Origin of the sequence: Kitasatospora sp. NPDC091335, from assembly GCF_044757205.1 — a bacterium.
Taxonomy (GTDB): Bacteria; Actinomycetota; Actinomycetes; order Streptomycetales; family Streptomycetaceae; genus Kitasatospora.
This window is the reverse complement of the sequence record NZ_JBIVUM010000022.1, coordinates 84933-107607: the sequence shown is the minus strand read 5'-3', so window position 1 is coordinate 107607 and position 22675 is coordinate 84933. Positions and strand designations below refer to the sequence as shown.

The window sequence follows — 22675 nt, the reverse complement described above, 5'->3', positions numbered from 1 at the left end:
GTTACCGGGTTGCCGTGTCCCCGGGCCGCTGTGCCCCCGCGTTCCCCGCGTTCCCCGCGTTCCCCGCGTTCCCCGCGTTCCCCGCGTTCCCCGCGTTCCCCGCGTTCCCCGGGTTCTCCGTGCCCCCGGGGCCTACGTGTCCCGGTCGAGCAGGGCGAGGGTGAGCCCGCCGAGCGGCGTCACCCGGTCCGGGGCGCCGTACCGGGTGCGGAGCACCTGCGCCTGGTCCGTCGGCATCTCGCCCAGCGGGTCCGTGGTGTCGCCGAGGACCAGCAGCCAGATCCGGGACACCTCGCCCAGGCAGTCCGCCGGCTGCGGGCAGGGCTCCGGCGAGAGGTCCTCGGCGTCGTCGGCGCTCCGCGCGACGAAGACCGGGTACGGCCGGACGTCCGGCGGCAGGTAGTAGCTGACGCCCGGCCAGGCCATCGCCCAGGACTGGTCGCCCAGCGGGGCCGCCATCCCGTCCCCGGAGCGGTAGTCGGCGGAGATCTCCAGGGCCGCCGCCCTGAACGGCTCCTCCGAGCCGTTGTGCGAGCCCGTGTACCGCACCGCGGGCTGCTTCGGCAGGGCCTCCACGGCCGGCAGGGCGAGCAGGGCGACGGTCAGCAGCCCGGCCACCGCGACGCTCCGCCGGGGTGCCCGGTCCGGTCGGGCCAGGGCCTTCACCGCGCCGTACAGCGCCCCGGCCCCGCCGCCCGCCAGCACCGCCCAGGCGGGCACCGTGAACAGCAGGTACCGTCCGAGGAAGTACGAGGTGTCGCCCAGCCGCGACACCAGCCAGACGCCCACCACCGGCAGCTCCGCGAGCAGCAGCAGCTGCCAGGCCTGGAGCCGCCGGCCGGGCAGCGCCAGCGCCAGCAGCGCCAGCAGGGCGAACGCGTAGAAGACCGGACCCGAGCCGAACAGGCGCTCGCCGAAGTAGCCGAGGCCGCGCAGGGAGGGGGTCGGTATCCAGCCCAGCTGCCGGTCCGACTGCCGGCTGCCCAGCAGCACCACGGGCAGCACCGGCAGCGCCGACACCGCGACCGCCACCGGGAACCGCCACAGCAGCCGCCGGTCGGCCTCGGGACGGGTGCGCCACAGGTGCAGTCCCAGCAGCGCCGCCTGCCCGGCGACCGTGCTGAAGGAGACCAGGTGCCCCGCCCCGGCCAGTGCCATCGCCACGCAGTACGGCGCCCAGCGCCGCCAGGTCGGCCGCTCCAGCGCCCGCAGCAGGAAGTACGAGGCCGCCGCGATCGCGCACGTCACCAGCGCGTAGGAGCGCGCCTCCTGGGCGTACCTGGAGATCTCCGGGGGCACCGCGAGCAGCAGCCCGGCCCCGACCGCCGCCACCCGGCTGCCGAACAGCCGCTGGGCGGTGAGCGCCACGAACGCCGCGGCCCCCGCCATCGCCAGCACGGAGGGTATTCGCAGGGCGACCGTCGAGTCGCCGAACACCGTCGTCCAGGCGTGCATCAGCAGGTAGTACACGCCGTTGCTGGCGTCGATGTGCTGGAGCAGCCGCAGCAGGTCACCCAGCGAGCGGGTGGCCACCGTCCAGGTCGCGATCTCGTCCCGCCACAGGTCCGGCGTCCCCAGCCGGTACCCGCCCACCACCGTCATGACGACCGCGGGCCACACCCACACCTGCCCCAACAGCCGGCCCACCGGGCGCACAGCAGGTCTCATCGGGTCCTTCGTCTCCTTGAACGCGGTGTGCCGGGGGCGGATCCCACCCTGCCCGGCAGGCTACTTGACCCGCCCTGACACCTCGTCGGCCACCCGCTTCCCATCCGTCCCCCGAGCCCCACCCCCGATCCGGTACGCTGTGAGCGGCCTGGTGCACCCCGGGCCGCGCCTCAGTAGCTCAGGGGATAGAGCACGGCTCTCCTAAAGCCGGTGTCGCAGGTTCGAATCCTGCCTGGGGCACAACGAAGACACAGGTCACAGGCCTCCTGCCGATACCGGCGGGAGGCCTGAGGCGCTTCCCGGCCCCGCCCGTCCGGCCGGCCCCGGGTGTTCTCTCCGGCGTTCGCGGGCCGATGCCGGGAGGTGGCCGGATATTCCGTGGGGTGCGAACCGTCCGGGGGGTAGGCTCCGGGCAAGGGTTTTTGAACGAGTTCAGGAATTGGGGGGCCGGTGTACCGTCACCGTGTCATGATCTCCGCCGCCGTCGTCGCGGCAGTCGTCGGCTTCGTACCCGCCACGGCGCAGGCGGCGGGCCCGTCGGCCGGTCCCGGCCGGGCCGCGAGCGCCACCGCGCCGGCCGCCGGGGCTGCCGGAGCCGCCGCAGGGAAGGCCGCCGCCGAGCAGGACGCCGCTGCGAAGGCCGCTGCCGAGAAGGCCGCGAAGGACGCCGCGGCGAAGGACATCGCGGCCAAGGACGCGAAGAACGCCGAGGCCGCCAGGGCCAGGGTCGGAGCGAAGGCCGCGGCGGCGGCGCCGGGTGCGACGGCCGGGTCCGGCGCACCGGCGGCCGCGCAGCCGTACTTCGAGGTCTCGACCGGCATGTCCAACTCGAACGCGCACGGCGTCGGGATGGCGGCCGGCGTCAGCACCGACGTGACCCAGGGCGTCATCAGCTACGACGTCGACTGGGGCGACGGCACCACCTCCACGGAGATCGGCCTCCTCAAGGAGGTCGTGTTCTTCGACCACACGTACGCCGAGGTCGGCTCCCACAAGATCACGGTCACCGCGACGGAGCTGCTCAACAAGCTGACCGCCAACACCGTCCGCGACGTGGTCGTGGACGGCTCCGAGTTCACCCCGCACTCGCCCACCCGGCTGCTGGACACCCGGGACGGCACCGGGGCCGCGGCCGCCGGGGCCGTCGCCCCGTACGCCACGACCCGGGTGAGGATCGCGGGCAACGGCGACATCCCGGCGGGGGTGACGGCGGTGGCCCTGAACATCACCGCCACCAACACCACGGTGGACGGGCACGTCATCGCGTTCGCCTCCGGCACGAAGCAGCCGACCACCTCGAACGTGAACTTCGTGGCCGGGCAGACCGTGCCGACCCTGGCGATCGTGCCGGTCGGCGAGGACGGGTACGTCGAGCTGGCCAACCGCAGCGGCGGCCCGGTGGACCTGATCGCCGACGTGACGGGCTACTTCACCAAGTCCGCGGCGAGCGGGTACACCTCGGTGAAGCCGTCCCGGATCGCCGACACCCGTGACGGCCTGGGCGCGCCGAAGGGGCAGGCCGCCGGCCAGACCACCTTCGGCGTGCAGGTCGCCGGCCGGGGCGGGCTGCCGGCCCAGGGCGTCACGGCCGTGGCGCTCAACGTCACGGTCACCGACCCGAAGGGCCCCGGCCACCTGACCGTGTTCCCGAGCGGCGAGCTGCCGTCGGCCACGTCCAACCTGAACTTCGCCACGGGGCAGACGGTCGCCAACGCGGTGATCGTGCCGGTCGGCCCCGACGGCCGGATCACCCTCCGCAACGGCGCCTGGGCCGGAACCGACGTGATCGTGGACGTCACCGGCTACTACGGCGCCGACGGCAAGGCCGCCTACCTGCCGGAGGAGCCCCGGCGGATGTACGACTCCCGGCCCTGGTCGCCGCTCTCCGGCCAGAACTACCACCGCGCGACGGTGTGGACGTCCGGCCGGGCGCTCGAAGCCCTCGTCCTGAACACGACGGTGACCAACCCGCAGGGCAGCGGCCACCTCGCGGTCGCTCCGGAGCCGGTCAACCTGAGCGGCGCCAAGCCGACCCCGCCTGACTCCTCCGTCCTGAACTGGACGAAGGGCGCCACCGTCTCCAACCTGGTCCAGGCCGACATCAAGAACGTGGAGGCCGTCGACATCTGGAACCGGGGCTGGGAGCCGACCGACCTGATCGTCGACCTGGTCGGCGTGTACGACAGGTACTGACGCCGCGTCGGCACCGCGCGCCGGCCGTCCGTCCCTCCGGGGGCGGGCGGCCGGCGCCGTTCCCGGGCACGTCCGCCGCCTCCCCCGCGACCGGCGTCGGGGCCGGCCTACCTCTCCGGGAGGAGACGGCGGTGAGCGGCCCTCCGCCTGCGGAATGATCATGAAGCAGACCGTGAGCTGATGTCCCGTGGCCACCCCGGCTTCTAGGCTCGACGAGACCCCGCCGGAGCATCGTGCCTGGTCAGGGTGGACGAGCCGGGGAACCATGACGACGTACCGATACACCGTGGCCGAGCTGCGCGGCCAGCTGCGCCAGCTGCTCCTGAGCGGCGCCGCGATCGCGCTGGGAGTGGCCTTCCTGATCGCCTCCGTCAGCGGCAGCGGGGCGCTGGTGGACTCCTACAGCCAGACCGCGGCCGCCGAGGTCGGCCCCGGCGACATCCAGGTGACCGGGTCCGCCGGGGCGGGCGGGCTGGACGCGGCCACCGCGGAGCGGGTGCGGCGGACCGCCGGGGTGGCCGCGGTGGCCCCCAGGCTGACCGGCAAGGGCGGCGTGCTGACCGCCGACGGGCGGCCGCTCGACCGGACCGCCGCGGTCAGCGCCGTCGCCGAGGACCCGGCGCTGCGCTGGCAGCTGCTCAAGGACGGCCGCTGGCCCGCCGGCCCCGGCGAGGTGCTGCTCGACACCGGAACCGCGCAGCGGCTCGACGCCGCCGTGGGCGCCGAGGTGCACCTGACCAGGGCCGACGGCACCGCCGCCACCGCCCGGCTGGTCGGCACCCTGGACGAACGGGGCGCCCCGAGCCTCGCCGGAGTCCCGATCGTCGGCGTCCCGGCGAACGCGGTCGCCGGGTACGCGACCGGTGTGACCGTCGACCGGCTCGACGTCAGGGCCGCCCCGGGCGCCTCCGGAGCACGGACCGTCGACGCCCTGCGGGACGCCCTCGGCACCGGCGTCGAGGTGCACACCCGCGAGGCCTCCGTCCGCGAGGCGACCCGGCAGAGCGGCACCATGTACGGCGTGGTGCTGATCGCCGCCCTCTCCTTCGTGCTGATCGCGCTCGCGGTGGCGCGGATGGTGGTCGGCAACACCTTCACGGTGGTGCTGGCCCAGCGGACCCGTCAGCTCGCCCTGCTGCGCTGCGTCGGCGCCGACCGGCAGCAGCTGCGCCGGCTGATCCGCCGCCAGGGCCTGCTGCTCGGCCTGGGCGCCTCCACGGCCGGTGTGCTGCTCGGGGTCGCGCTCTGCGCGCTCGGCACCGCCGTGGTCGGCGCGCTCGACCTCGGTCCCGTGCACCTGTCGCTGCTGCCCGCCCCGCTGACCTGTCTGCTGTCCGGGCTGTTCGGCGTGCTGCTCACCCTGCTGGCCGTCCGCGGCCCGGCGAAGGCCGCCGCGGCCGTGCCGCCGGTCGCCGCGCTCGGCGGTGCGCCCGCACCGGCCGACGGGGCGGCCAGGGTACGGGCCGCCGTGTGGACCTCCGTGCTGCTGGTCGGGGGGACGGCACTGCTGGTGGCCGGGGCGCTGGCCCCGCCGCCGCTGTCGCTGCTCGGCGTCACCGTCGGTGCCATCGCGAGCTTCTTCGGGGTGCTGCGGCTCTCCCACCGGGTGCTGCCCGCGGTCGTCGCCGTGCTCGGCCGGCCCGCCCGGCGGCTCGGCGGCACGGCAGGACGGCTCGCCACCCAGCAGCTGCGGCTCAACCCCGGTCGCACCGGGGCCACCGGCTCGGCGCTGCTGCTCGGCGTGACCGTGATGGTCGGCGCCGTCACCGCGCTGGACGTCACCTCGCAGTCGCTGGTCCCCGCGATGTCCGGGCGCCAGCCCGGGGTCTTCTCGGCAACCACCACCGGCGGCACCGCCCTGCCCGCCGGGGCTTTCGGCGCGCTCGCCGCCGAGCACGGGCTGACCGTCACCCCGGTCCGCTCGGCCACCGTCGACCTCGACGGCCGGTCCACCGTGGTCGCCGCCGCCGACCCCGCCCTGCTCAACTCCTCGGTGGACGACGTGGACCGGGCCCGCTCGCTGGCCGACGGCGCCGCACTCAGCGGGCTCGGCGAGACCGGGACGCGCCGGGCCGGCGGTGTCGAGTTGCGACTCCAACCCGGCCGCAGCAGCCTGCCGTTCACCCTCCAGGGCGGGGCCACCCTGCTGGTCACGCCCGCGACCCTGGACCGGCTCGCCCCCGGCGCGCCCGTCACCACGGCCTGGATCAGCCCGGCCGCGGGCGGGGACCGGCCGACCGCCCGCCGCGCCCTGGACCGCGCCCTCGCCGACCACCCGCAGGTGACCGTCACCGACACGGCCGCCCAGGCGGACACCCTGGGGTCCCTGCTGGACCGGCTGAAGACCGTCAGCATGGCCCTGCTGTCCTTCTCCGTCGCCATCGCCGGCCTCGGCGTCGCGGCCACCCTGATGCTCAGCATCAGCGAGCGCTCCCGCGAGATCGGCATGCTGCGGGCGATCGGGATGTCGCGCGAGCAGCTGCGCCGGATGCTCACCCTGGAGGCGCTGCTGCTCTCGCTGGCCGGTGGCCTGGTCGGCACCGGACTGGGCATCGGCTACGGCTGGGCGGCCGCCCGTTCGGTCACCTCGGTGGTGGGGACGGTCGGCGGCCCGCCGGTGCTGCCGGTGCTGGGTGCCCTGGTCCTGACCGTCCTGGTCGGCCTCGCCGCCGCGGTCCTCCCGGCCCGCCGGGTCGGGAGGATGACCGCGGTGGCCGCGATGCGGGCCTCCTGACCCGGATGCCCACCGGCGGGCATCCGGGAGTCGGGAGCCGGCGGCGGGGTGCCGGGTGCCGGGCGCTCAGGCCACGGTGAACCGCGCCCGGGGCGCGGCCGGCCGCCCACGAGGGCGAGGTCGGCGAGGAGGGTCTCGCGCTCGCGGGTGCCGCGCAGGAAGACCGGGTCGAGGCCGACGACGACGAGCTCGCGCCGGTCCTCGCCCGTCTCGGCGATCAGCCGGCCGTCCGGGCCCCAGACCGCGCTGCCGCCGCAGGTGTGCCGACCGCCGGTGCGGCCGATGTGGTTGGCGAGCACCGTGGGGAGGGTGCTGTCGAGAGCGCGGGCCGGGAACCAGGTGCGGGACTCGTGGTGGCCGTGCCCCACGCTGAACAGGGCACCGACCAGGTAGGCGTGGCAGCCGTCGAGTGCGGCGGCCCTGGCGTGCTCGGGAAAGCCGGAGTCGTAGCAGACGCCGAGACCGAGCCGCCAGCCGTCCGGCTCCAGGGTGCAGCCGGCCGACCCGGGGCCGAAGCGGTCGCGCTCGGACCTGAACAGGTGCTGCTTGTCGTAGCGGGTGACGAAGCCGCCGTCCGGGCCCAGGACCAGGGCGGAGATGCGCAGGTCGCAGCGGACGCTCGGGGTAGCCGGTGGGCACGGTGGAGGAGGTGGAGGTCTCGGGCATGGCGGTCACGCCGGCGCGGGGGCCTGCCGGGGTCGGCGTGGTGACTCGGCGTCAGCGGACGGGCTCGTCCGGCCGGTCGGCGGGACCGCCCAGCAGGTCCTCGGCCCCGGCGCCGCCCGGTGCGTCCTCCGCGAGCGGTGCGGCGGTGCGCGCGGACCGGCCGCCCGACACGAGGACCCGCTGTACCCGGGGCCTGGTGCGCCAGTTGACCCGCCGTACGTCCCGGGCCAGGGCGCCGGGGCGCCACAGCTGGATCACGGCGGTCACGGCACCCAGCACGATCCCGGCGGCCAGCCAGCCGGCCAGCACGTCGCTGGGCCAGTGCACCCCGAGCGCGACCCGGGTCCAGCCGATGGTCAGCACCGTGGCCGCCGCCACCACGCAGGCGGCGGTCCGGCCGCGCCGGTGGACCCGGTACCAGAGCAGGCCGACCAGGACGGCGCAGGTGATCGCGGAGGCCATGGCGTGCCCGGAGGGGAAGGCCGGGCCGCCGGCGTGCGAGACCGGATCGGAGAAGGAGGGGCGGCCGCGGTCGAAGGACAGCTTCAGGGCCCACAGGGCGCCCCAGCCGACCAGGGTCTGGGCGGCCACCCAGCCGGCCAGCACCCGTGCGCCGATCAGCCAGAGCCACCCGGCCGCGATCCCGAGGAGCGCACGCATCGTGACGGTTCCGCCGATGTCCGAGAGCGTCTGCACCGAGGCGGTCCAGATCCGGTGGTCCCGGGCGTAGATGTGCAGTTCGCCGATCCACTCCTGGTCGAAGCGCTCCAGCGGGCGCCACTGGCCCGTGACCAGAGCCGCCAGGAGGCCGAACAGCGCGGCACAGCCCAGCGCGAGCGCGGCGTCCCGAAGGAGACTGCGATGACGCGCAGTGACGGAGGTCGTGCTGTTGGTCAGGTGCATGGCTGACACCTTCCCAGTGTCCCGTGCCGAGCAAGAGCCGGAGTGATAGCGATTCGGCATCGTTTGTGCGGAGGACCTGCGTGCGTCGGGGTGTGGGCGTGGACGGAGGCGGGGCGTGAGCGTGAACGGAAGGGGGCGCGCCCGGGGAACGTGTGCGACCGTTCGCGGGTTCAACGGATGGGCGGCGGGCGCGTGTGGGTCGAGTGGAGAAATCACTCCCGGAACGGCCCCCGGCGATACCGAGCGTGTCCGATCGGTCACCCAGTGTCCAAAGGCGGGGAGAAAATCGGCAGCATACTGCATCGCCGGGAAGAATCTGAGCGACTTGGGAATGTTGTCCGGAATCTGTTCGTTGGATCGTTACGTGTGAGGCCCCAGGGGCCCGCACATCTTGCCCTCACGAGGCAGGCAGGCAGACCTCGGCAATACCAGCAAAGGGAGCAAGCATGGCCACCCGTGCCGTCGTTCGCGACAGGGCCGACCGGAGTCGCGCGGCCCGCCCGACCAACCTTGAGGCCGACCGCGACCTGGTCGGCATGTACCTCGACGAGATCGCCAGGACGCCCCTGCTCGATGCCGCCGAGGAGGTCGAGCTCTCGCTGCGGATCGAGGCCGGGGTGTACGCCCAGCACCTGCTGGAGGAGGACGAACTCCCCGCCGGGATCAGGCGCGAGGAGCTGGAGGCGATAGCCGCCGACGCGGAGCGCGCCAAGGACGTCTTCATCCGTTCCAACCTCCGGCTCGTGGTCGCCGTCGCCCGGCGCTACCCGCGCAGCGGCCTCCCCCTGCTGGACCTCATCCAGGAGGGCAACGCGGGCCTGGTGCGCGCGGTCGAGAAGTTCGACTACGCCAAGGGCTTCAAGTTCTCCACGTACGCGACGTGGTGGATCCGGCAGGCGATCACCCGGTCCATCGCCGACCAGTCCCGCACCATCCGGCTGCCCGTTCACCTGGTGGAGGAGCTGGGGCGGATCCGGCGGGTGCAGCGGGAGAAGTCCAAGGAGCTGGGCCGCGAGGCCGAGCCGGCCGAGATCGCGGCCGAGCTGGACACCACCGAGGCCCGGATCAAGGACGTGCTGGACTGGGCGCGCGACCCGGTCAGCCTCAACATGTCGGTGGACGACGAGGGCGAGACCCAGTTCGGCGACCTCGTCGAGGACACCGGGGCCACGTCCCCCGAGGACGCCGTGATGGTCATGCTCCGCCGCGAGGAACTGGACGACCTGATCGGCCGGCTGGACGACCGCACGGCCTCGATCATCCGCTCCCGCTACGGGATGGAGGACGGCCGCGAGCGCACCCTCACCGAGGTGGGCAAGCAGCACGGCCTCACCCGTGAGCGGATCCGCCAGATCGAGAAGCACGCCCTGGCCGAGCTGAAGAAGATCGCCGACCACGCGGGCTTCGAAGCCGCCTGACGGACCTGTCGGCCGCCCGACAGACCTGCCGGCCTGACGGCCGAGCCCTCACCGGGCCCTGGCGCGGAGTTCCGCACCGGGGCCCGAGGCGTGCCGCGGGGCTCTTAGGCTGGAGGGGAGGGACGGACAAACGGAGTGGACAGCGTGAGCGAGCAGGGGCAGGAAGAGCACCGGGGCCAGGGCCAGGGCCAGGACCGGGACGAGGACCAGGTGCGGGAGCACGGCCGGGAGCCGCGGGAGACCGCCGCCGCCAAGGCCCGGCTGGTCTTCCGGGACCCGTTGGACCAGCAGTCCGCGGACGACACCGACGCCGGCTGGGGCGACCGCCCCGGGGCCGGGGAGAGCGGTGGGCGGGGGCTGGACTGGTACCTGAGCCAGCGCCCGCCGCACCACGGCGGGTGAGGGATCGGGGACAGGGGGATCGGTGCCGGGGGAACCGGTGACGGGGGCGAGCGGAGCCTGCCGGTCAGCGCAGCGGTGACGCCAGCGCGTCGCGGATCTCGGTCAGCAGTTGGACCTCCTTGGCCTCGGCCTCCAACGCCTTCTCGGCATCGGACTTGCGGTGGGCCGCCAGCCTGTTCATGGGCACGATCAGGACGAAGTAGACGACGGCCGCGACGATCAGGAACTGGAGCGCGGCGCTGAGCACCGAGCCCCACAGGATGAGGATTCCGGACGTGACCTCACCGGTCGTGCTCACCTCGCAGGGCCCCTTGAGGCAGGAACTGTAGGACGCGAGGTCCTTGGACCCGAACACGCCGACGATCGGATTGATCACGCCCTTGACGAAGGCGTTGACGATGGTGGTGAAGGCCGCGCCGATGACCACGGCCACGGCGAGTTCGACGACGTTTCCACGCAGCAGGAATTCCTTGAAGCCCTTCATGCCGCCTCGAACGACGAAGTCGATTCCTGGTCACGGGTGATCTTCCGCAGGGCCGGACTGACAACCCGTCCGGCCCAGCGCGCCGCCCGGCGGCGGCAGCCCGGCCCGCGCCGGCCCCAGCGCCAGCGCCGCCGCCACCGCGAGCAGCACCAGCACGGGCACCCCGGCCCGTCGGCGCGCCGCGCTGCGCCAGCGGTGCCACCCGCCGCACCCGCGCCGGATCGGCGGGAAGCTCGGCAGCTCCTGCCGGGGTGGCACCGTCGGCGCGGGCAGGGGGAGGGAGAAGCTCACGGTCGTCATCGACGCACCTCCGGAGTGTCGGCGAACCGGCCCCTCGCGGACCGGACGATCCACACGATGGGCGTTCCCGGCGAACTCCGTGAGCTCTTTCCCCAGGCCTGTGGAAAACCCCGCCCCTGTGGATAACTTCGTACACCCGCACGAGTGGGTCGGGCCTGTCCGAGTTGACGAGCCACCCACGGGCATGCGGAAAGGCCCGCCGTCCCCGCGTGGGAGCGGGGTCGACGGGCCTTCCGGGGTGCTGCGGGGCGTCCGGGCCGAGGAGGCCCGGTGCCGGTGTCAGCCCGCGGCCGGAGCCGGGCTGGACGAGGCCGAGGAGCCGGAGCCCGACGACGACGACGAGGGAGTGGACGGGGTGGACGACGCCGAGGGGGTCGACGACGACCCGGCACCCACCGTGCTGCTGGAGGAGGAGCGGCTGTCGGTCCGGTAGAAACCCGAACCCTTGAACACGACGCCCACGGCCGAGAAGACCTTGCGGAGCCGTCCCTGGCAGTCGGGGCACGTGGTCAGTGCCTCGTCGGTGAACTTCTGCACCGCCTCCAGGCCGTTGCCGCACTCGGTGCACTGGTACTGGTACGTGGGCACTTGTCTTCCTCCTGGCACTCTCGCCTGATGAGTGCTAACGATGGTCAATGATGCGGCATTCCGCGGGATCAGTCCAGCGACTCCGGTGTGAGATGGGCCGGGACCGGCCACGGGACCGCCGCCGGCTCAGCGCTCGGCCGCGCCCACCAGCCGTGCGGCACCGCCGTGCTCCGCCGTGGCGGCGACCCGGTCGGCAGCGGCGCCGACGGCAGTACCGGCAGCGGTGCCGGTCCCGGAGGCTCCGGTCCCGGAGGCCCCGGTCCCGGAGGCCCCGGTCCCGGAGGCCCCGGTCCCCGGCGCCACCAGCAGGTGCCGTAGCGAGGCCAGCGCGATCAGCCCCAGCCCGGCCCCGGTCACCGGCACCAGGAACCCGGTCGAGGGCCCGTGCCCGTCGATCAGCTGCCCCGCAGCCATCGAGCCGACCGCGAGCCCCAGCCCGATGGCGCCGGTCAGCCAGGTGAAGGCCTCGGTCTTGGCCCCGTCCGCGACCAGCGTCTCGACCAGGGTGTAGCCGCTGATCAGGGTCGGTGCGATGGCCAGCCCGCAGACCAGCCCGGCGACGGTCAGCGAGACCAGGTCGGGCATCGCCCACAGCGCCGAGCAGCCCAGCACCAGCAGCGCGTAGCTGATCAGCATCCGTTGCTGCACCGGCCGCCGCCAGGCGATCACGCCGTACAGCACGCCGGCCAGCATCGAGCCGCCGGCGAAGATCCCGTACACCGTGCCGCCAGCGTCGTGCCGGCCGACCGAGTCGGCGAAGGCGTTCACCGAGACCTGCATGCCGCCGAACACCGCGCCGACGCCGAGGAAGGCCCCGGCCAGCAGCCGGACGCCGGGGGAGGCGAGCGCCGAGGCGCGCCTGACGCCGGGCCGCGGCACGATCCGGGCCGGGGCGGTGCGCCGCTGGGCGGCGAAGGCCAGGCCGCCCACCAGGGTCAGCGAGGCCTCGGTGACCAGGGCGGTGGCCGGGTTGGCGACGGCGGCGATGCCGGAGGCCAGGATCGGGCCGATCACGAAGGTGAACTCGTCCGTCACGGACTCGAAGGCGAAGGCGGTGCTCACCCGGGCCGCCGAGGCGTCGGAGGCGCCGTCCGCGGCGAACCCGGCGACCCAGCGGGCCCGGACCATCGCGCCGATCTGCGGCACGCTCGCACCGGCCGGGACGGCGGCCAGGAACAGGCTCCAGGCCGGCGCGTGGCCGAGCGCGAGCGCGATCAGCGCGCCGACCGAGACCGCGTGCACCAGGACGGTCGGGACGAGCACCGAGGCCTGGCCGTACCGGTCGGCCAGCCGCCCGGTCTGCGGCCCGACCAGGGCCTGGGCGACGGCGGCGACCGCGGTGACCGTACCGGCGGTGCCGTACGAACCGTGGGTCTGGGTGACGAGCAGCAGGATGCCCATGCTGAGCATCGCGTAAGGCAGTCGCGCGACGAGGGCGGGGGACAGGAACGTCCAGGCCCCGGGGGTGCGCAGCAGCTCGCCGTACCCGACACGGGCGGGGGCGGGAGCTGCGGTGGTGGCCGCGGGATCCGCGGCGGTGTCGACCGTTCGGCGCGCCGTCACGGTCGGTCCTTCCTGCTGCCTGGTAGCGCGGCAGGGCATGGTGTGGCCCCGACGGCGCCGAGAGTCGTCCTCTCGCGCGTCGACCGGGGTAGATGCCGGGTCGGCCCGGCGTGGTGGCCGGGGGCCGGACCGCGGCCGCCGAGCGGTCGCGCCAACTCTGCGTCAGGCAGATGCTGGGTGTGGTCTAGCGGTAGTCATACGGCGTGTTCGAACCAGCATACAGTTACGCGCGTAGACGGCGCCAGGCGCAACCTGGCCCGGCACCGCCCGGCAGGGCTGTGCCGGGCCGTGCCGGTTTCACCGCCCGTTCAGCCACCCCGCGAGCTTGCCGCCCTTGTCCACGGCCCGCAGCCGCCGCTCCGCCGCCTCGCCGACCTCGTCCGTGGTGACCACCAGCAGCTCGTCCCCGCCGCGCAGCACCGTCGCCTTGTCCGGCACGAAGGAGTTCCCCTCCCGCACGACCAGGGTGACCGCCGCCCCCTTGGGCAGCCGCAGCTCGCTGACCTCCACCCCGGACATCTTCGAGGCGGGGGAGAGCGCGACCGACAGCAGGTGCCCGTGCAGCTTCTCCAGCGGGGCGGACTCGATGCCCAGGTCCTGGCCCATGTCGCCCTCGTCGATCCGCAGCCGCTTGGCCACCCAGGGCAGGGTCGGCCCCTGGAGCAGGGTGAAGACGACGACCAGGATGAAGACGATGTTGAAGACGTCCTCGGCCCGGTGCGCGCCCGACACCACCGGGATGGTGGCCAGCACGATGGGCACCGCCCCGCGCAGCCCGGCCCAGCTCAGCAGCGCCTGTTCGCGGGCCGGCACCTTGAACGGCGTCAGCGAGACCATCACCGACAGCGGCCTGGCCAGGAACACCAGCACCCCGCCGATCACCAGCGCGGGCACCACGGCGTCGCCCATGGTCTCGGGCGTGACGAGCAGTCCGAGCAGCACGAACATGCCGATCTGCCCGATCCACGCCAGCCCGTCGGCGAAGCCCCGGACGGCCGGGCCGTGCGGCAGCTTGGAGTTCCCGAGAATCACCGCGCTGATGTAGACGGCGAGGAAGCCGGAGCCGTGCAGCAGCGCGCCGCCGGCGTACGCGAGCACGGTGAGCGCCATCACGGCGATCGGGTAGAGGCCCGAGGAGGGCAGCGCGACGTGCTTGAGCCCGTAGGCGCCTATCTTGCCGACGGCCAGGCCTATCACCGCGCCGATCGCCAGCTCGGCGGCGATGGTGCCGAGCAGGACGTACCAGGAGTCCAGCTCCCCGGTGGTGGCGAAGGCGACGACCAGGATGACCACGGGCGCGTCGTTGAAGCCGGACTCGGCCTCCAGCAGGCCGGTGAGCCGGTGCGGCAGCGGGACCATCCGCAGCACCGAGAAGACGGCGGCCGCGTCGGTCGAGGAGACGATGGCGCCGAGCAGCAGCGAGGTCCGCCAGTCCAGGCCGACCAGCCAGTGCGCGCCGGCCGCGGTGGCGAACACGCTGACGCCGACGCCGACGGTGGCGAGCACGGTCGCCGACGGCATCACCGGCTTGATCTCGCGCCAGCTGGTCTTGAGGCCGCCCTCGGCCAGGATCACGACGAGCGCCGCGTAGCCGAGCACCTGGGTGAGCTCGGCGTTGTTGAAGGTGACACCGATCCCGTTCTGGCCCAGTGCCACACCGATCCCCAGATAGATCAGCAGGCTGGGCAGCCCTGATCGGGTGGAGAGGCGTACGGCGCCCACCGCGAACAGCAGGATCACGGAGGACTCAAGCAGGAGCTGGTTCAGATGGGAGATGTTCACGCAGGGGCACCTCGGGCAGGCAAGGGCGGACGGGGTGTCTGGTGGTGCTGTGGGGGTGACCCGTTAAGAAGTCGTCAATGCTCCTCTTGCGGATCGTTACGCAGTCTAACATTTTGCCATATCTTTAGCTTGGTCCCCCGTTCACGGTGCTCGGCCGACTCGGCCTAATGTGGTGCCCTGTCCCGGCCGCAGGCCCCGGACACGCCCCGCCCGCCCCGAAGTCAGGACCGCAAGGACCCAGATGCCCCGCTCGAAGAAGTTCCGGCGCGCCCGTCTGATCGTGATCGTGCTGGTCGTGCTGCTGGTGGCCGGCGCCGGCTACGGCGGCTACCGCGGGGTCTCCGCGGTCCGTGCCTCCTTCCCCGAGGTCGACGGCAGCGTCAAGGTGGCGGGCCTGAGCGCGCCCGTCGACGTCAAGCGGGACGCCAACGGCATCCCGCAGCTGTACGCCGACACCGCCGATGATCTGTTCCGCGCCCAGGGCTACGTCCAGGCGCAGGACCGTTTCTGGGAGATGGACGTCCGCCGGCACGTCACCGCCGGCCGGCTCTCCGAGATGTTCGGCGACGGCCAGGTCGACACCGACGCCTTCATCCGCACCATGGGCTGGCGGCAGGTGGCGCAGAAGGAGTTCGACACCAAGCTGTCGCCGGAGACCAAGAAGTACCTCCAGGCCTACTCGGACGGCGTGAACGCCTGGCTCGCCGAGCACCCCGGCGGTTCGAAGGCCTCGCTGGAGTACTCGCTGCTCGGCGTCGTCAACGGCGGCTACCAGCCCGAGCAGTGGACCCCGGTCGACTCGGTGGCCTGGCTCAAGGCGATGGCCTGGAACCTCTCCGGGAACCTCCAGGAGGAGATCGACCGCTCGCTGCTGGCCCAGGACTTCGGCCCGGACAAGATCGCCGAGCTGTACCCGGACTACCCGTACGCCCGCAACGGCACCATCGTGAAGACCGGCACCGTGGCCGGCGACAACTACCGCCCCGCCGACGGCTCCCCGCAGTCCGGCGCGGCCGCCGTCGCCGCCACCGCCCAGGGCGCGGCCACCACCAAGGCGCTGCTGCAGGGCCTGACCGACCGGATCGACGCGATGCCGCAGCTGCTGGGCCGCCCCGGCCAGGGCATCGGTTCCAACTCCTGGGTGGTCGCCGGCACGCACACCACCACCGGCAAGCCGCTGCTGGCCAACGACCCGCACCTGGGCCCGGGCCTGCCCTCGGTCTGGTACCAGATGGGCCTGCACTGCCGGACCAGCTCCCCGGCCTGCCAGTTCGACGTCTCCGGCTTCACCTTCGCGGGCATGCCCGGCGTGGTCATCGGCCACAACAAGGACATCGCCTGGGGCTTCACCAACCTCGGCGCGGACGTCACCGACCTCGTGCTGGAGAAGGTCACCGGACCGGAGACCTACCAGTACGACGGCAAGGACGTGAAGTTCGACCTCCGCAAGGAGACCATCAAGGTGGCCGGCGGCGAGGACCGCACCATCACCGTCCGCACCACCCAGACCGGCGCCCCGCTGATCTCCGACCAGCGCAGCGAGCAGCAGAACGTCGGCAAGTACGCCCCCAACGGCACCTCCGCCCCCGACCGCGGCACCAGCGGCTACGGCGTCGCCCTCCAGTGGACGGCGCTCAGCCCGGGCAAGACCATGGACGCCGTCTTCGAGCTGGACAAGGCGAAGAACTGGGAGGAGTTCCGCGCCGCGGCCAAGGACTTCACCGTCCCCGCGCAGAACCTGATCTACGCCGACGCCAAGAACATCGGCTACCAGGCCCCGGGCAACATCCCGGTCCGCGGCAAGGGCGACGGCACCTACCCGGCGCTGGGCTGGGACCCGGCCTACCAGTGGAAGGACCCGATCCCCTTCTCCGCGCTGCCCTGGAGCCTCAACCCCTCGGCCGGCTACATCGTCACGGCCAACCAGGCCGTGGTGGACCCGAGCTACAAGTACAACCTGACCAAGGACTGGGAGTACGGCACCCGCGCCAAGGAGATCACCGACCAGATCGAGGGCCTGCTCAAGAACAACGGCAAGATCTCGCCGGACGACATGCAGACCCTCCAGCTGGACAACACCAGCGTGATGGCCAAGACGCTGGTCCCGCTGCTGCTCAAGCAGCCGGTCAGCGACCCGTACGTGCGCGAGGCCCAGGACCTGCTGAAGGACTGGAACTTCCACCAGGACGCCGACTCGGCCGCCGCCGCCTACTACAACGGCGTCTGGCGCCAGCTGCTGATCCTGGCCTTCGGCCAGAAGTTCCCGGCCGACCTGCGGGCCAAGGACAACTGCCTGCTGGTCCGCCAGCAGGACGACCCGACCAAGCCGGACAGTGCCACCAAGATCGTCACCGAGTGCGGCACCCGGGACCCGGGCAAGGCCCAGCCGGACGGCGGCGACCGCTGGACCGAGGTGGTGCGCCAGCAGCTGGAGAAGCCCGACAGCTCGTGGTGGACGTACATCGACGACCAGCACAAGGAGCAGAAGGGCCTGGACAACCTGCTCCAGGAGGCGATGAAGAACGCCCGCCAGGAGCTGACCTCGCTGCTCAGCAAGGACGTCTCCACCTGGAGCTGGGGCCGCCTGCACAAGCTGGAGCTGCGCGAGCAGACCCTCGGCACCGACGACTCCTCGATCGCCTCCGGCGCGGTCCACAAGCTGCTCAACCGCGGCCCGTACCGGCTCTCCGGCGGCTCGGCGGCGGTCGACGCGGCCGGCTGGAACGCGGCGGCCGGGTACGAGGTGGACTGGATCCCGTCGATGCGCATGGTGGTCGACCTGAACGACCTCGACTCCTCGCGCTGGGTCAACGTCGGCGGCGCCTCCGGCCACGCCTTCCACGACAACTACAACGACCAGACCGACCTCTGGCTCAAGGGCAAGCTGCTGACCTGGGCCTACACGCCGGACGCGGTCGAGAAGGCCACCAAGCACAAGCTGGTGCTCACCACCGGCTGACGCCCGTCCGGCCCGTACGGCGGCCCCGTTCCCCCGAGGGAGCGGGGCCGCCGCCGTTCCCACCCCTCAGCCGAGCGCGCGGACCCCGGAGGGCAGCACCACCAGGTCCACCGGCCGGTCGTGCGGCTCGGCCGGCACCCGCTCCAGCAGCTCGTGCTCGTACAGCAGCACCGCCAGCACCGGCCGCACGCCCGCCCGCGCCAGCCGGGCCAGCACCCGGTCGTAGCTGCCGCCGCCCCGGCCCAGCCGGAGCCCCGCGCGGTCCACCGCCAGGCCGGGCAGCAGCACCACCGCGGCCTCCGTCACCGCCTGCGGCCCGAGCCGCGGGCCGACCGGCTCCAGCAGCCCGCGCCCGGCCGGGGCCAGTGCTTCCGGCCCCGCGTACTCGGCCCAGTCCAGGTCGTTGTCCGGCAGCAGCACCGGCAGCAGCACCCGCACCCCGCGCTCCCGCAGGGCGTCCAGCAGCGGCCGCGTCCCCGGCTCGGAGCCCACCGAGACGTACGCGGCCACCGTGGCACCGGGACCGGCCAGCTCCCCGGCGTGCCCGGCCAGCGCGTCGGCCGCCGCGGCGCGCTCCCCGGCGGCCAGCTCGCGCCGTCGCGTCAACAGCCGTGTCCTCAGGCCGCTCTTCTCGTTGTGCATCCGATCCTCCTGGTCTCCGCACCGTCGACGCGCAGAGCCTGACACGCGAAAGGGCGCCCCCATTGACCACCCCGCTGCTGGTCCAGGCCCTGGCCGGGCTGAGCGCCCCCGCACTGGCCGGTGCCGCCGTCCTCGGAGTGCGCGGCCGGCGGGAGCGGGCCGGGGCCGCCGCCGGGGCGGAGCGGCTGCGCGGCCGGATCGCCGAGCTGGAGGACCGCTGCGCCGAACTGGAGCGCACCGCCTCCTGCGACCCGCTCACCGGCGTGTGGAACTACCGCCACCTCCAGCTCACCCTCGACCGGGAGATCGAACGGGCCCGCCGCGCCGAGCACACCGAGCAGGCCGAGGGGCCGCGCCCGCTCGCCGTGCTGATGCTGGCCATCACCGGCTTCGACGCGGTCGTCGCCGAGCACGGCAGGGCCAGGTCGGGCGCGGTGCTGCGCGACCTCGCCCAGCGGCTCGCGATGGAGATCCGCCGGGCCGACACCCTCGGCCGGTACGGCGGCGAGGAGTTCCTGGTGGTGCTGCCGGACACCGGCGCCGAGGGCGCCGCGCAGGTCGCCGAACGGCTGGTCTGGTCGGTCCGCCGGCACCTGCTGCTGGACTGGTCCTCCGGTCCGCGCGAGTCCCGCCCCGCCGACGGCAACGGCCTGACCGCCGCCGCGGGCATCGCCGTCCTGCCCGAGGACGGCACCCACGCGGCCGTCCTGCTGCGCGCCGCCGACCGGGCGCTGGCCGCCGCCCGGGACGCCGGCGGCGACTGCTGGCGGCTCTCGGCACCCGCCACGGACGCCGAGCCGCGTCGCGCCGACCGCCCCGAACCGGCCGACCGCACCCCCGATCACGGGCCGGACACCGAACCCGACCGTCCGGGCGCATCGCCCGCCACCGTGGCCGGGCCCCGCGACGTGCTCTCCTAGCGGTCCGTCCGTCCGACTGCGCCCGGCCGGGCGAAAACGTGCCTGAGTAAGGTGTACGCATGACGACGACGAACTCCCGAGTTCCGGTTACCAAGGCCGTGGTACCCGCGGCCGGACTGGGCACCCGCTTCCTCCCGGCGACCAAGGCCACCCCGAAGGAGATGCTCCCGGTCGTTGACAAGCCGGCGATCCAGTACGTCGTCGAGGAGGCCTCCGCCGCGGGCCTGTCCGACATACTGATGGTCACCGGCCGCAACAAGCGCGCCCTGGAGGACCACTTCGACCGCGCCTACGAGCTGGAGGAGCTGCTGGTCCGCAAGGGCGACGAGCAGCGCCTGGCCAGGGTCCGCGAGTCCGTCGAGCTCGCCAACATGCACTACGTCCGCCAGGGCGACCCGAAGGGCCTGGGCCACGCCGTCTCGGTCGCCGAGCAGCACGTCGCCGGCCAGCCCTTCGCCGTCCTGCTCGGCGACGACCTGATCGACCCGCGTGACCCGCTGCTCGCCCGGATGATCGAGGTGCAGCAGGAGCTCGGCGGCTCGGTCGTCGCCCTGATGGAGGTCGACCCCGCCCAGATCCACCTCTACGGCTGCGCCGCCGTCAAGGCGAACGGCTTCGGCGAGGACGTCTTCCAGGTGACCGACCTGGTCGAGAAGCCCGAGCCCGGCGAGGCCCCGTCGAACTACGCGGTGATCGGCCGCTACGTCCTCGACCCGCTGGTCTTCGACGTGCTGCGGGAGACCCCGCCCGGCCGCGGCGGCGAGATCCAGCTCACCGACGCCCTGCGCGAGCTGGCCACCCGCGAGCCGGCGGACGGCGGCCAGGTGCACGGCGTGCTCTTCAAGGGCCGCCGCTACGACACCGGCGACCGCGCCGACTACCTGCGCGCCATCGTCCGCCTCGCCGCCGAACGCGACGACCTGGGCCCGGAGTTCCGCACCTGGCTGCGGGAGTACGTCGGTACCGAGATGCAGGACTGACGCAGCACCGACCACGACAGAGAGCGAGCCGCCGATGACCGGGTCCACCGAGCACAGCACCACGCCCAGCGCCTGCTGCGACGCCGGAGCGGACCCGGCCCCGGCGGCTCGCCTCTGGACGGTGGACGAGCACCTCGCCGACGTGCTGGCCTCGGTCGGCCCGCTGCCCGCGATCGAGCTCCAACTGCTCGACGCCCAGGGCTGCCGGCTCGACGAGGACGTGGTCGCCGACGGCGACCTGCCGCCCTTCGACAACAGCTCGATGGACGGCTACGCGGTCCGCACCGCGGACACCGAGGGCGCCACCGACACCTACCCGTCGGTGCTCTCGGTGGTCGGCGACATCGCCGCCGGCGCCGAGGAGCTGCCCAGGGTCGGTCCCGGCCAGGCCGCCCGGATCATGACCGGCGCCCCGCTGCCGCCCGGCGCCAGAGCCGTCGCCCCGGTCGAGTGGACCGACGGCGGCACCGGCACCGGGGTCGCCGCCGCCGCGATGACCGCACCGGTCCCCGACGAGGAGGTCCGGGTCCTGCGCCCGGTCGCCGAGGGCGCGCACATCCGCCGCCGCGGCAGCGACGTCACGGCCGGCGACCGGGTGCTGGACGCCGGCACCCGGCTCGGCCCCGCCCAGCTCGGCCTGCTCGCCGCGATCGGCCGGGCCACCGTGAAGGTCCGCCCGCGCCCCCGGGTCGTGGTGCTCTCCACCGGCAGCGAGCTGGTCCAGCCCGGCGAGCCGGTCGGCCCGGGACGGATCACCGACTCCAACAGCTTCACCCTCACCGCGGCCGCCCAGGAGGCCGGCGCCATCGCCTACCGGGTCGGCGCCGTCCCGGACGAGGCCGACCGGCTGCGCGCCGTCCTGGAGGACCAGCTCGGCCGGGCCGACCTGATCGTCACCAGCGGCGGGGTCAGCGTCGGCGCGTACGACGTGGTCAAGGAGGTCTTCGAGTCCTACGGGGGCGTGGACTTCCGCAGGCTGCGGATGCAGCCCGGCAAGCCGCAGGGCTTCGGCCGGATCGGCGGCGCGGCCGGGGTGCCGCTGCTCGCCCTGCCCGGCAACCCGGTGAGCGCCTACATCTCCTTCGAGCTCTTCGTCCGCCCGGTCATCCGCACCATGCTCGGCGCCGCCGAGGTGCACCGCCCGGTGGTCCGCGCGCTCTGCCCGGCGGCACTGCGCTCCCCGGCGGGGCGCCGGCAGTTCCTGCGCGGCCGGTACTCGGCGGCGGACGGCACGGTCGAGCCCGTGGGCGGCGCCGGATCGCACCTGGTCGGCGCGCTGGCCCGGGCGGACTGCCTGATCACCGTCCCCGAGGACGTCACCGCGCTGCCCGCGGGCAGCGAGGTCGACGTGGTGTTGCTGGACTCCTGATCGGGTCTCAGGACCGGGGAACGGTACGGTAGCGCGGTATTCGACCTGCGCGCCTCTGGAGTTACCCGTGACGACACCTCCCCCCGGCGACCGCCTCACCCACGTCGACGACCAGGGCGCGGCCCGCATGGTCGACGTCTCCGAGAAGGCCACCACCGCGCGCACCGCCGTGGCGGCCGGCCGGGTGCGGGTCTCCCCGCAGGTGGTCGAGCTGCTGCGCGGCGAGGGCGTGCCCAAGGGCGACGCCCTCGCGGTGGCCCGGATCGCCGGGATCATGGGCGCCAAGAAGACCCCGGACCTGATCCCGCTCTGCCACCCGATCGCCGTCTCCGGGGTCAAGGTCGACCTCGCGGTCGCGGACGACGCGGTCGAGATCACCGCCACCGTGAAGACCGCCGACCGCACCGGCGTCGAGATGGAGGCGCTGACCGCCGTCGCGGTGGCCGCGCTGACCGTGGTCGACATGGTCAAGGCGGTGGACAAGGGTGCCACGATCGAGTCCGTCCGGGTGCTGAGCAAGACCGGCGGCAAGAGCGGCGACTGGTTCGCCCCCGAGGTGGGCGCATGAGAGCGCTCGCCGTCACCGTCTCCAACCGGGCCTCGGCCGGGGTCTACCAGGACAGGGGCGGCCCGCTGCTGGTGGCCGGCCTGACCGCGATGGGCTTCACCGCCGACGGCCCCCGGGTCGTCCCGGACGGCGAGCCGGTGGAGGCCGTGCTGCGCGAGGCCGTCGCGGCCGGCTACGACGTGGTGCTGACCACCGGCGGTACCGGCATCTCGCCGATGGACCTCACCCCCGAGATGACCGCCCGGGTGATCGACCGCGAGGTCCCCGGGATCGCCGAGGCCATCCGTGCGTACGGTCGCGAGAAGGTGCCGACCTCGGCGCTCTCCCGCGGGCTCGCCGGGCTCGCCGGACGTACCCTGATCGTCAACCTGCCGGGCTCGACCGGCGGCGTCAAGGACGGCCTGGCCGTCCTGGAGCCGCTGCTCGCCCACGCCGTCGACCAGCTCGGCGGCGGGGACCACCCCCGGCCCGACGACCCAGCAACCGGGAGCGCGCACTGAACGCCGGCTGGCCGGTAGAACTCCGCGAGGGGGAGG

Annotated in this window: 18 protein-coding genes, 1 tRNA gene and 1 pseudogene; 11 read left to right on the top strand and 9 right to left on the bottom strand. The window is 73.8% G+C overall.

Annotated features, from left to right (window positions below):
- Positions 1-132: 132 nt before the first annotated feature.
- Positions 133-1668, bottom strand: coding sequence for a glycosyltransferase family 39 protein (locus tag ACIQOW_RS34275; RefSeq protein WP_401091612.1), 1536 nt, complete (start codon positions 1666-1668; stop codon positions 133-135).
- 167 nt (positions 1669-1835) lie between these two features.
- Here ACIQOW_RS34275 and ACIQOW_RS34270 point away from each other — a divergent pair.
- The 3 genes from ACIQOW_RS34270 (at position 1836) to ACIQOW_RS34260 (ending at position 6595) form a co-directional block, all read left to right on the top strand.
- A tRNA-Arg gene (locus ACIQOW_RS34270) sits at positions 1836-1908 on the top strand.
- Positions 1909-2136: 228 nt separating this feature from the next.
- Positions 2137-3861: a hypothetical protein gene (locus ACIQOW_RS34265; RefSeq protein ID WP_401091610.1), complete on the top strand. Its 1725-nt coding sequence runs from the start codon at positions 2137-2139 to the stop codon at positions 3859-3861.
- 265 nt (positions 3862-4126) lie between these two features.
- Positions 4127-6595: an FtsX-like permease family protein gene (locus tag ACIQOW_RS34260; protein ID WP_401091608.1), complete on the top strand. Its 2469-nt coding sequence runs from the start codon at positions 4127-4129 to the stop codon at positions 6593-6595.
- A 155-nt stretch (positions 6596-6750) separates the two neighbouring features.
- On the opposite strand, the pseudogene ACIQOW_RS34255 reads toward ACIQOW_RS34260, so the two are convergent.
- Together ACIQOW_RS34255 and ACIQOW_RS34250 are read right to left on the bottom strand one after the other, a co-directional pair.
- Positions 6751-7194 (bottom strand): annotated as a pseudogene (locus ACIQOW_RS34255) (carbon-nitrogen hydrolase family protein); the annotation flags it as partial.
- A 118-nt stretch (positions 7195-7312) separates the two neighbouring features.
- Positions 7313-8164, bottom strand: a complete 852-nt coding sequence (locus ACIQOW_RS34250; protein WP_401091606.1) for a phosphatase PAP2 family protein — start codon at positions 8162-8164, stop codon at positions 7313-7315.
- A gap of 446 nt (positions 8165-8610) precedes the next feature.
- Between ACIQOW_RS34250 and ACIQOW_RS34245 the strand changes: the two genes are divergently transcribed.
- Both ACIQOW_RS34245 and ACIQOW_RS34240 read left to right on the top strand, forming a co-directional pair.
- Complete coding sequence (locus ACIQOW_RS34245; RefSeq protein WP_401091604.1) at positions 8611-9582, top strand: sigma-70 family RNA polymerase sigma factor; 972 nt, start codon at positions 8611-8613, stop codon at positions 9580-9582.
- A gap of 144 nt (positions 9583-9726) precedes the next feature.
- A complete protein-coding gene (locus ACIQOW_RS34240; RefSeq protein WP_401091602.1) occupies positions 9727-9984 on the top strand; it encodes a hypothetical protein in 258 nt (85 codons plus the stop codon).
- A 64-nt stretch (positions 9985-10048) separates the two neighbouring features.
- Here ACIQOW_RS34240 and mscL read toward each other — a convergent pair whose 3' ends face one another.
- The 5 genes from mscL to ACIQOW_RS34215 form a co-directional block, all read right to left on the bottom strand.
- Entirely contained in the window at positions 10049-10468 is a 420-nt protein-coding gene (mscL, locus tag ACIQOW_RS34235; protein WP_401091600.1) for a large conductance mechanosensitive channel protein MscL, read from the bottom strand.
- 30 nt (positions 10469-10498) lie between these two features.
- On the bottom strand, positions 10499-10768 hold the full coding sequence (locus ACIQOW_RS34230; RefSeq protein ID WP_401091598.1) for a hypothetical protein: 270 nt from the start codon (positions 10766-10768) through the stop codon (positions 10499-10501).
- 279 nt (positions 10769-11047) lie between these two features.
- Positions 11048-11356 (bottom strand): FmdB family zinc ribbon protein, encoded by a 309-nt coding sequence (locus tag ACIQOW_RS34225; RefSeq protein WP_188296412.1) that lies wholly within the window; start codon positions 11354-11356, stop codon positions 11048-11050.
- A 126-nt stretch (positions 11357-11482) separates the two neighbouring features.
- The gene (locus tag ACIQOW_RS34220; protein ID WP_401091596.1) at positions 11483-12919 is read right to left on the bottom strand and encodes an MFS transporter; all 1437 of its coding nucleotides are present in this window, start codon (positions 12917-12919) and stop codon (positions 11483-11485) included.
- A gap of 297 nt (positions 12920-13216) precedes the next feature.
- Positions 13217-14701, bottom strand: a complete 1485-nt coding sequence (locus ACIQOW_RS34215; RefSeq protein WP_188296410.1) for a potassium/proton antiporter — start codon at positions 14699-14701, stop codon at positions 13217-13219.
- 241 nt (positions 14702-14942) lie between these two features.
- On the opposite strand from ACIQOW_RS34215, the gene ACIQOW_RS34210 reads away from it, so the two are divergent.
- Positions 14943-17660: a penicillin acylase family protein gene (locus ACIQOW_RS34210; protein WP_401091594.1), complete on the top strand. Its 2718-nt coding sequence runs from the start codon at positions 14943-14945 to the stop codon at positions 17658-17660.
- Positions 17661-17726: 66 nt separating this feature from the next.
- Here ACIQOW_RS34210 and ACIQOW_RS34205 read toward each other — a convergent pair whose 3' ends face one another.
- Entirely contained in the window at positions 17727-18302 is a 576-nt protein-coding gene (locus tag ACIQOW_RS34205) for a 5-formyltetrahydrofolate cyclo-ligase (RefSeq protein WP_401091592.1), read from the bottom strand.
- Between the two features lie 62 nt (positions 18303-18364).
- Between ACIQOW_RS34205 and ACIQOW_RS34200 the strand changes: the two genes are divergently transcribed.
- From ACIQOW_RS34200 to ACIQOW_RS34180, 5 genes are all read left to right on the top strand, one after another.
- Positions 18365-19222 carry a GGDEF domain-containing protein gene (locus tag ACIQOW_RS34200; protein WP_401091590.1) on the top strand — a complete coding sequence of 286 codons (858 nt, stop codon included), beginning with the start codon at positions 18365-18367 and terminating at the stop codon, positions 19220-19222.
- 59 nt (positions 19223-19281) lie between these two features.
- Positions 19282-20202, top strand: coding sequence for a UTP--glucose-1-phosphate uridylyltransferase GalU (galU, locus tag ACIQOW_RS34195; protein WP_188297928.1), 921 nt, complete (start codon positions 19282-19284; stop codon positions 20200-20202).
- A 34-nt stretch (positions 20203-20236) separates the two neighbouring features.
- Positions 20237-21571, top strand: coding sequence for a gephyrin-like molybdotransferase Glp (gene glp, locus ACIQOW_RS34190; protein ID WP_401091588.1), 1335 nt, complete (start codon positions 20237-20239; stop codon positions 21569-21571).
- Positions 21572-21698: 127 nt separating this feature from the next.
- Positions 21699-22139: a cyclic pyranopterin monophosphate synthase MoaC gene (moaC, locus tag ACIQOW_RS34185; protein WP_223244583.1), complete on the top strand. Its 441-nt coding sequence runs from the start codon at positions 21699-21701 to the stop codon at positions 22137-22139.
- Positions 22136-22639 (top strand): molybdenum cofactor biosynthesis protein B, encoded by a 504-nt coding sequence (locus ACIQOW_RS34180; RefSeq protein ID WP_401091586.1) that lies wholly within the window; start codon positions 22136-22138, stop codon positions 22637-22639. Before moaC ends, ACIQOW_RS34180 begins: the two co-directional genes overlap by 4 nt.
- The last annotated feature ends 36 nt before the right edge of the window (positions 22640-22675 follow it).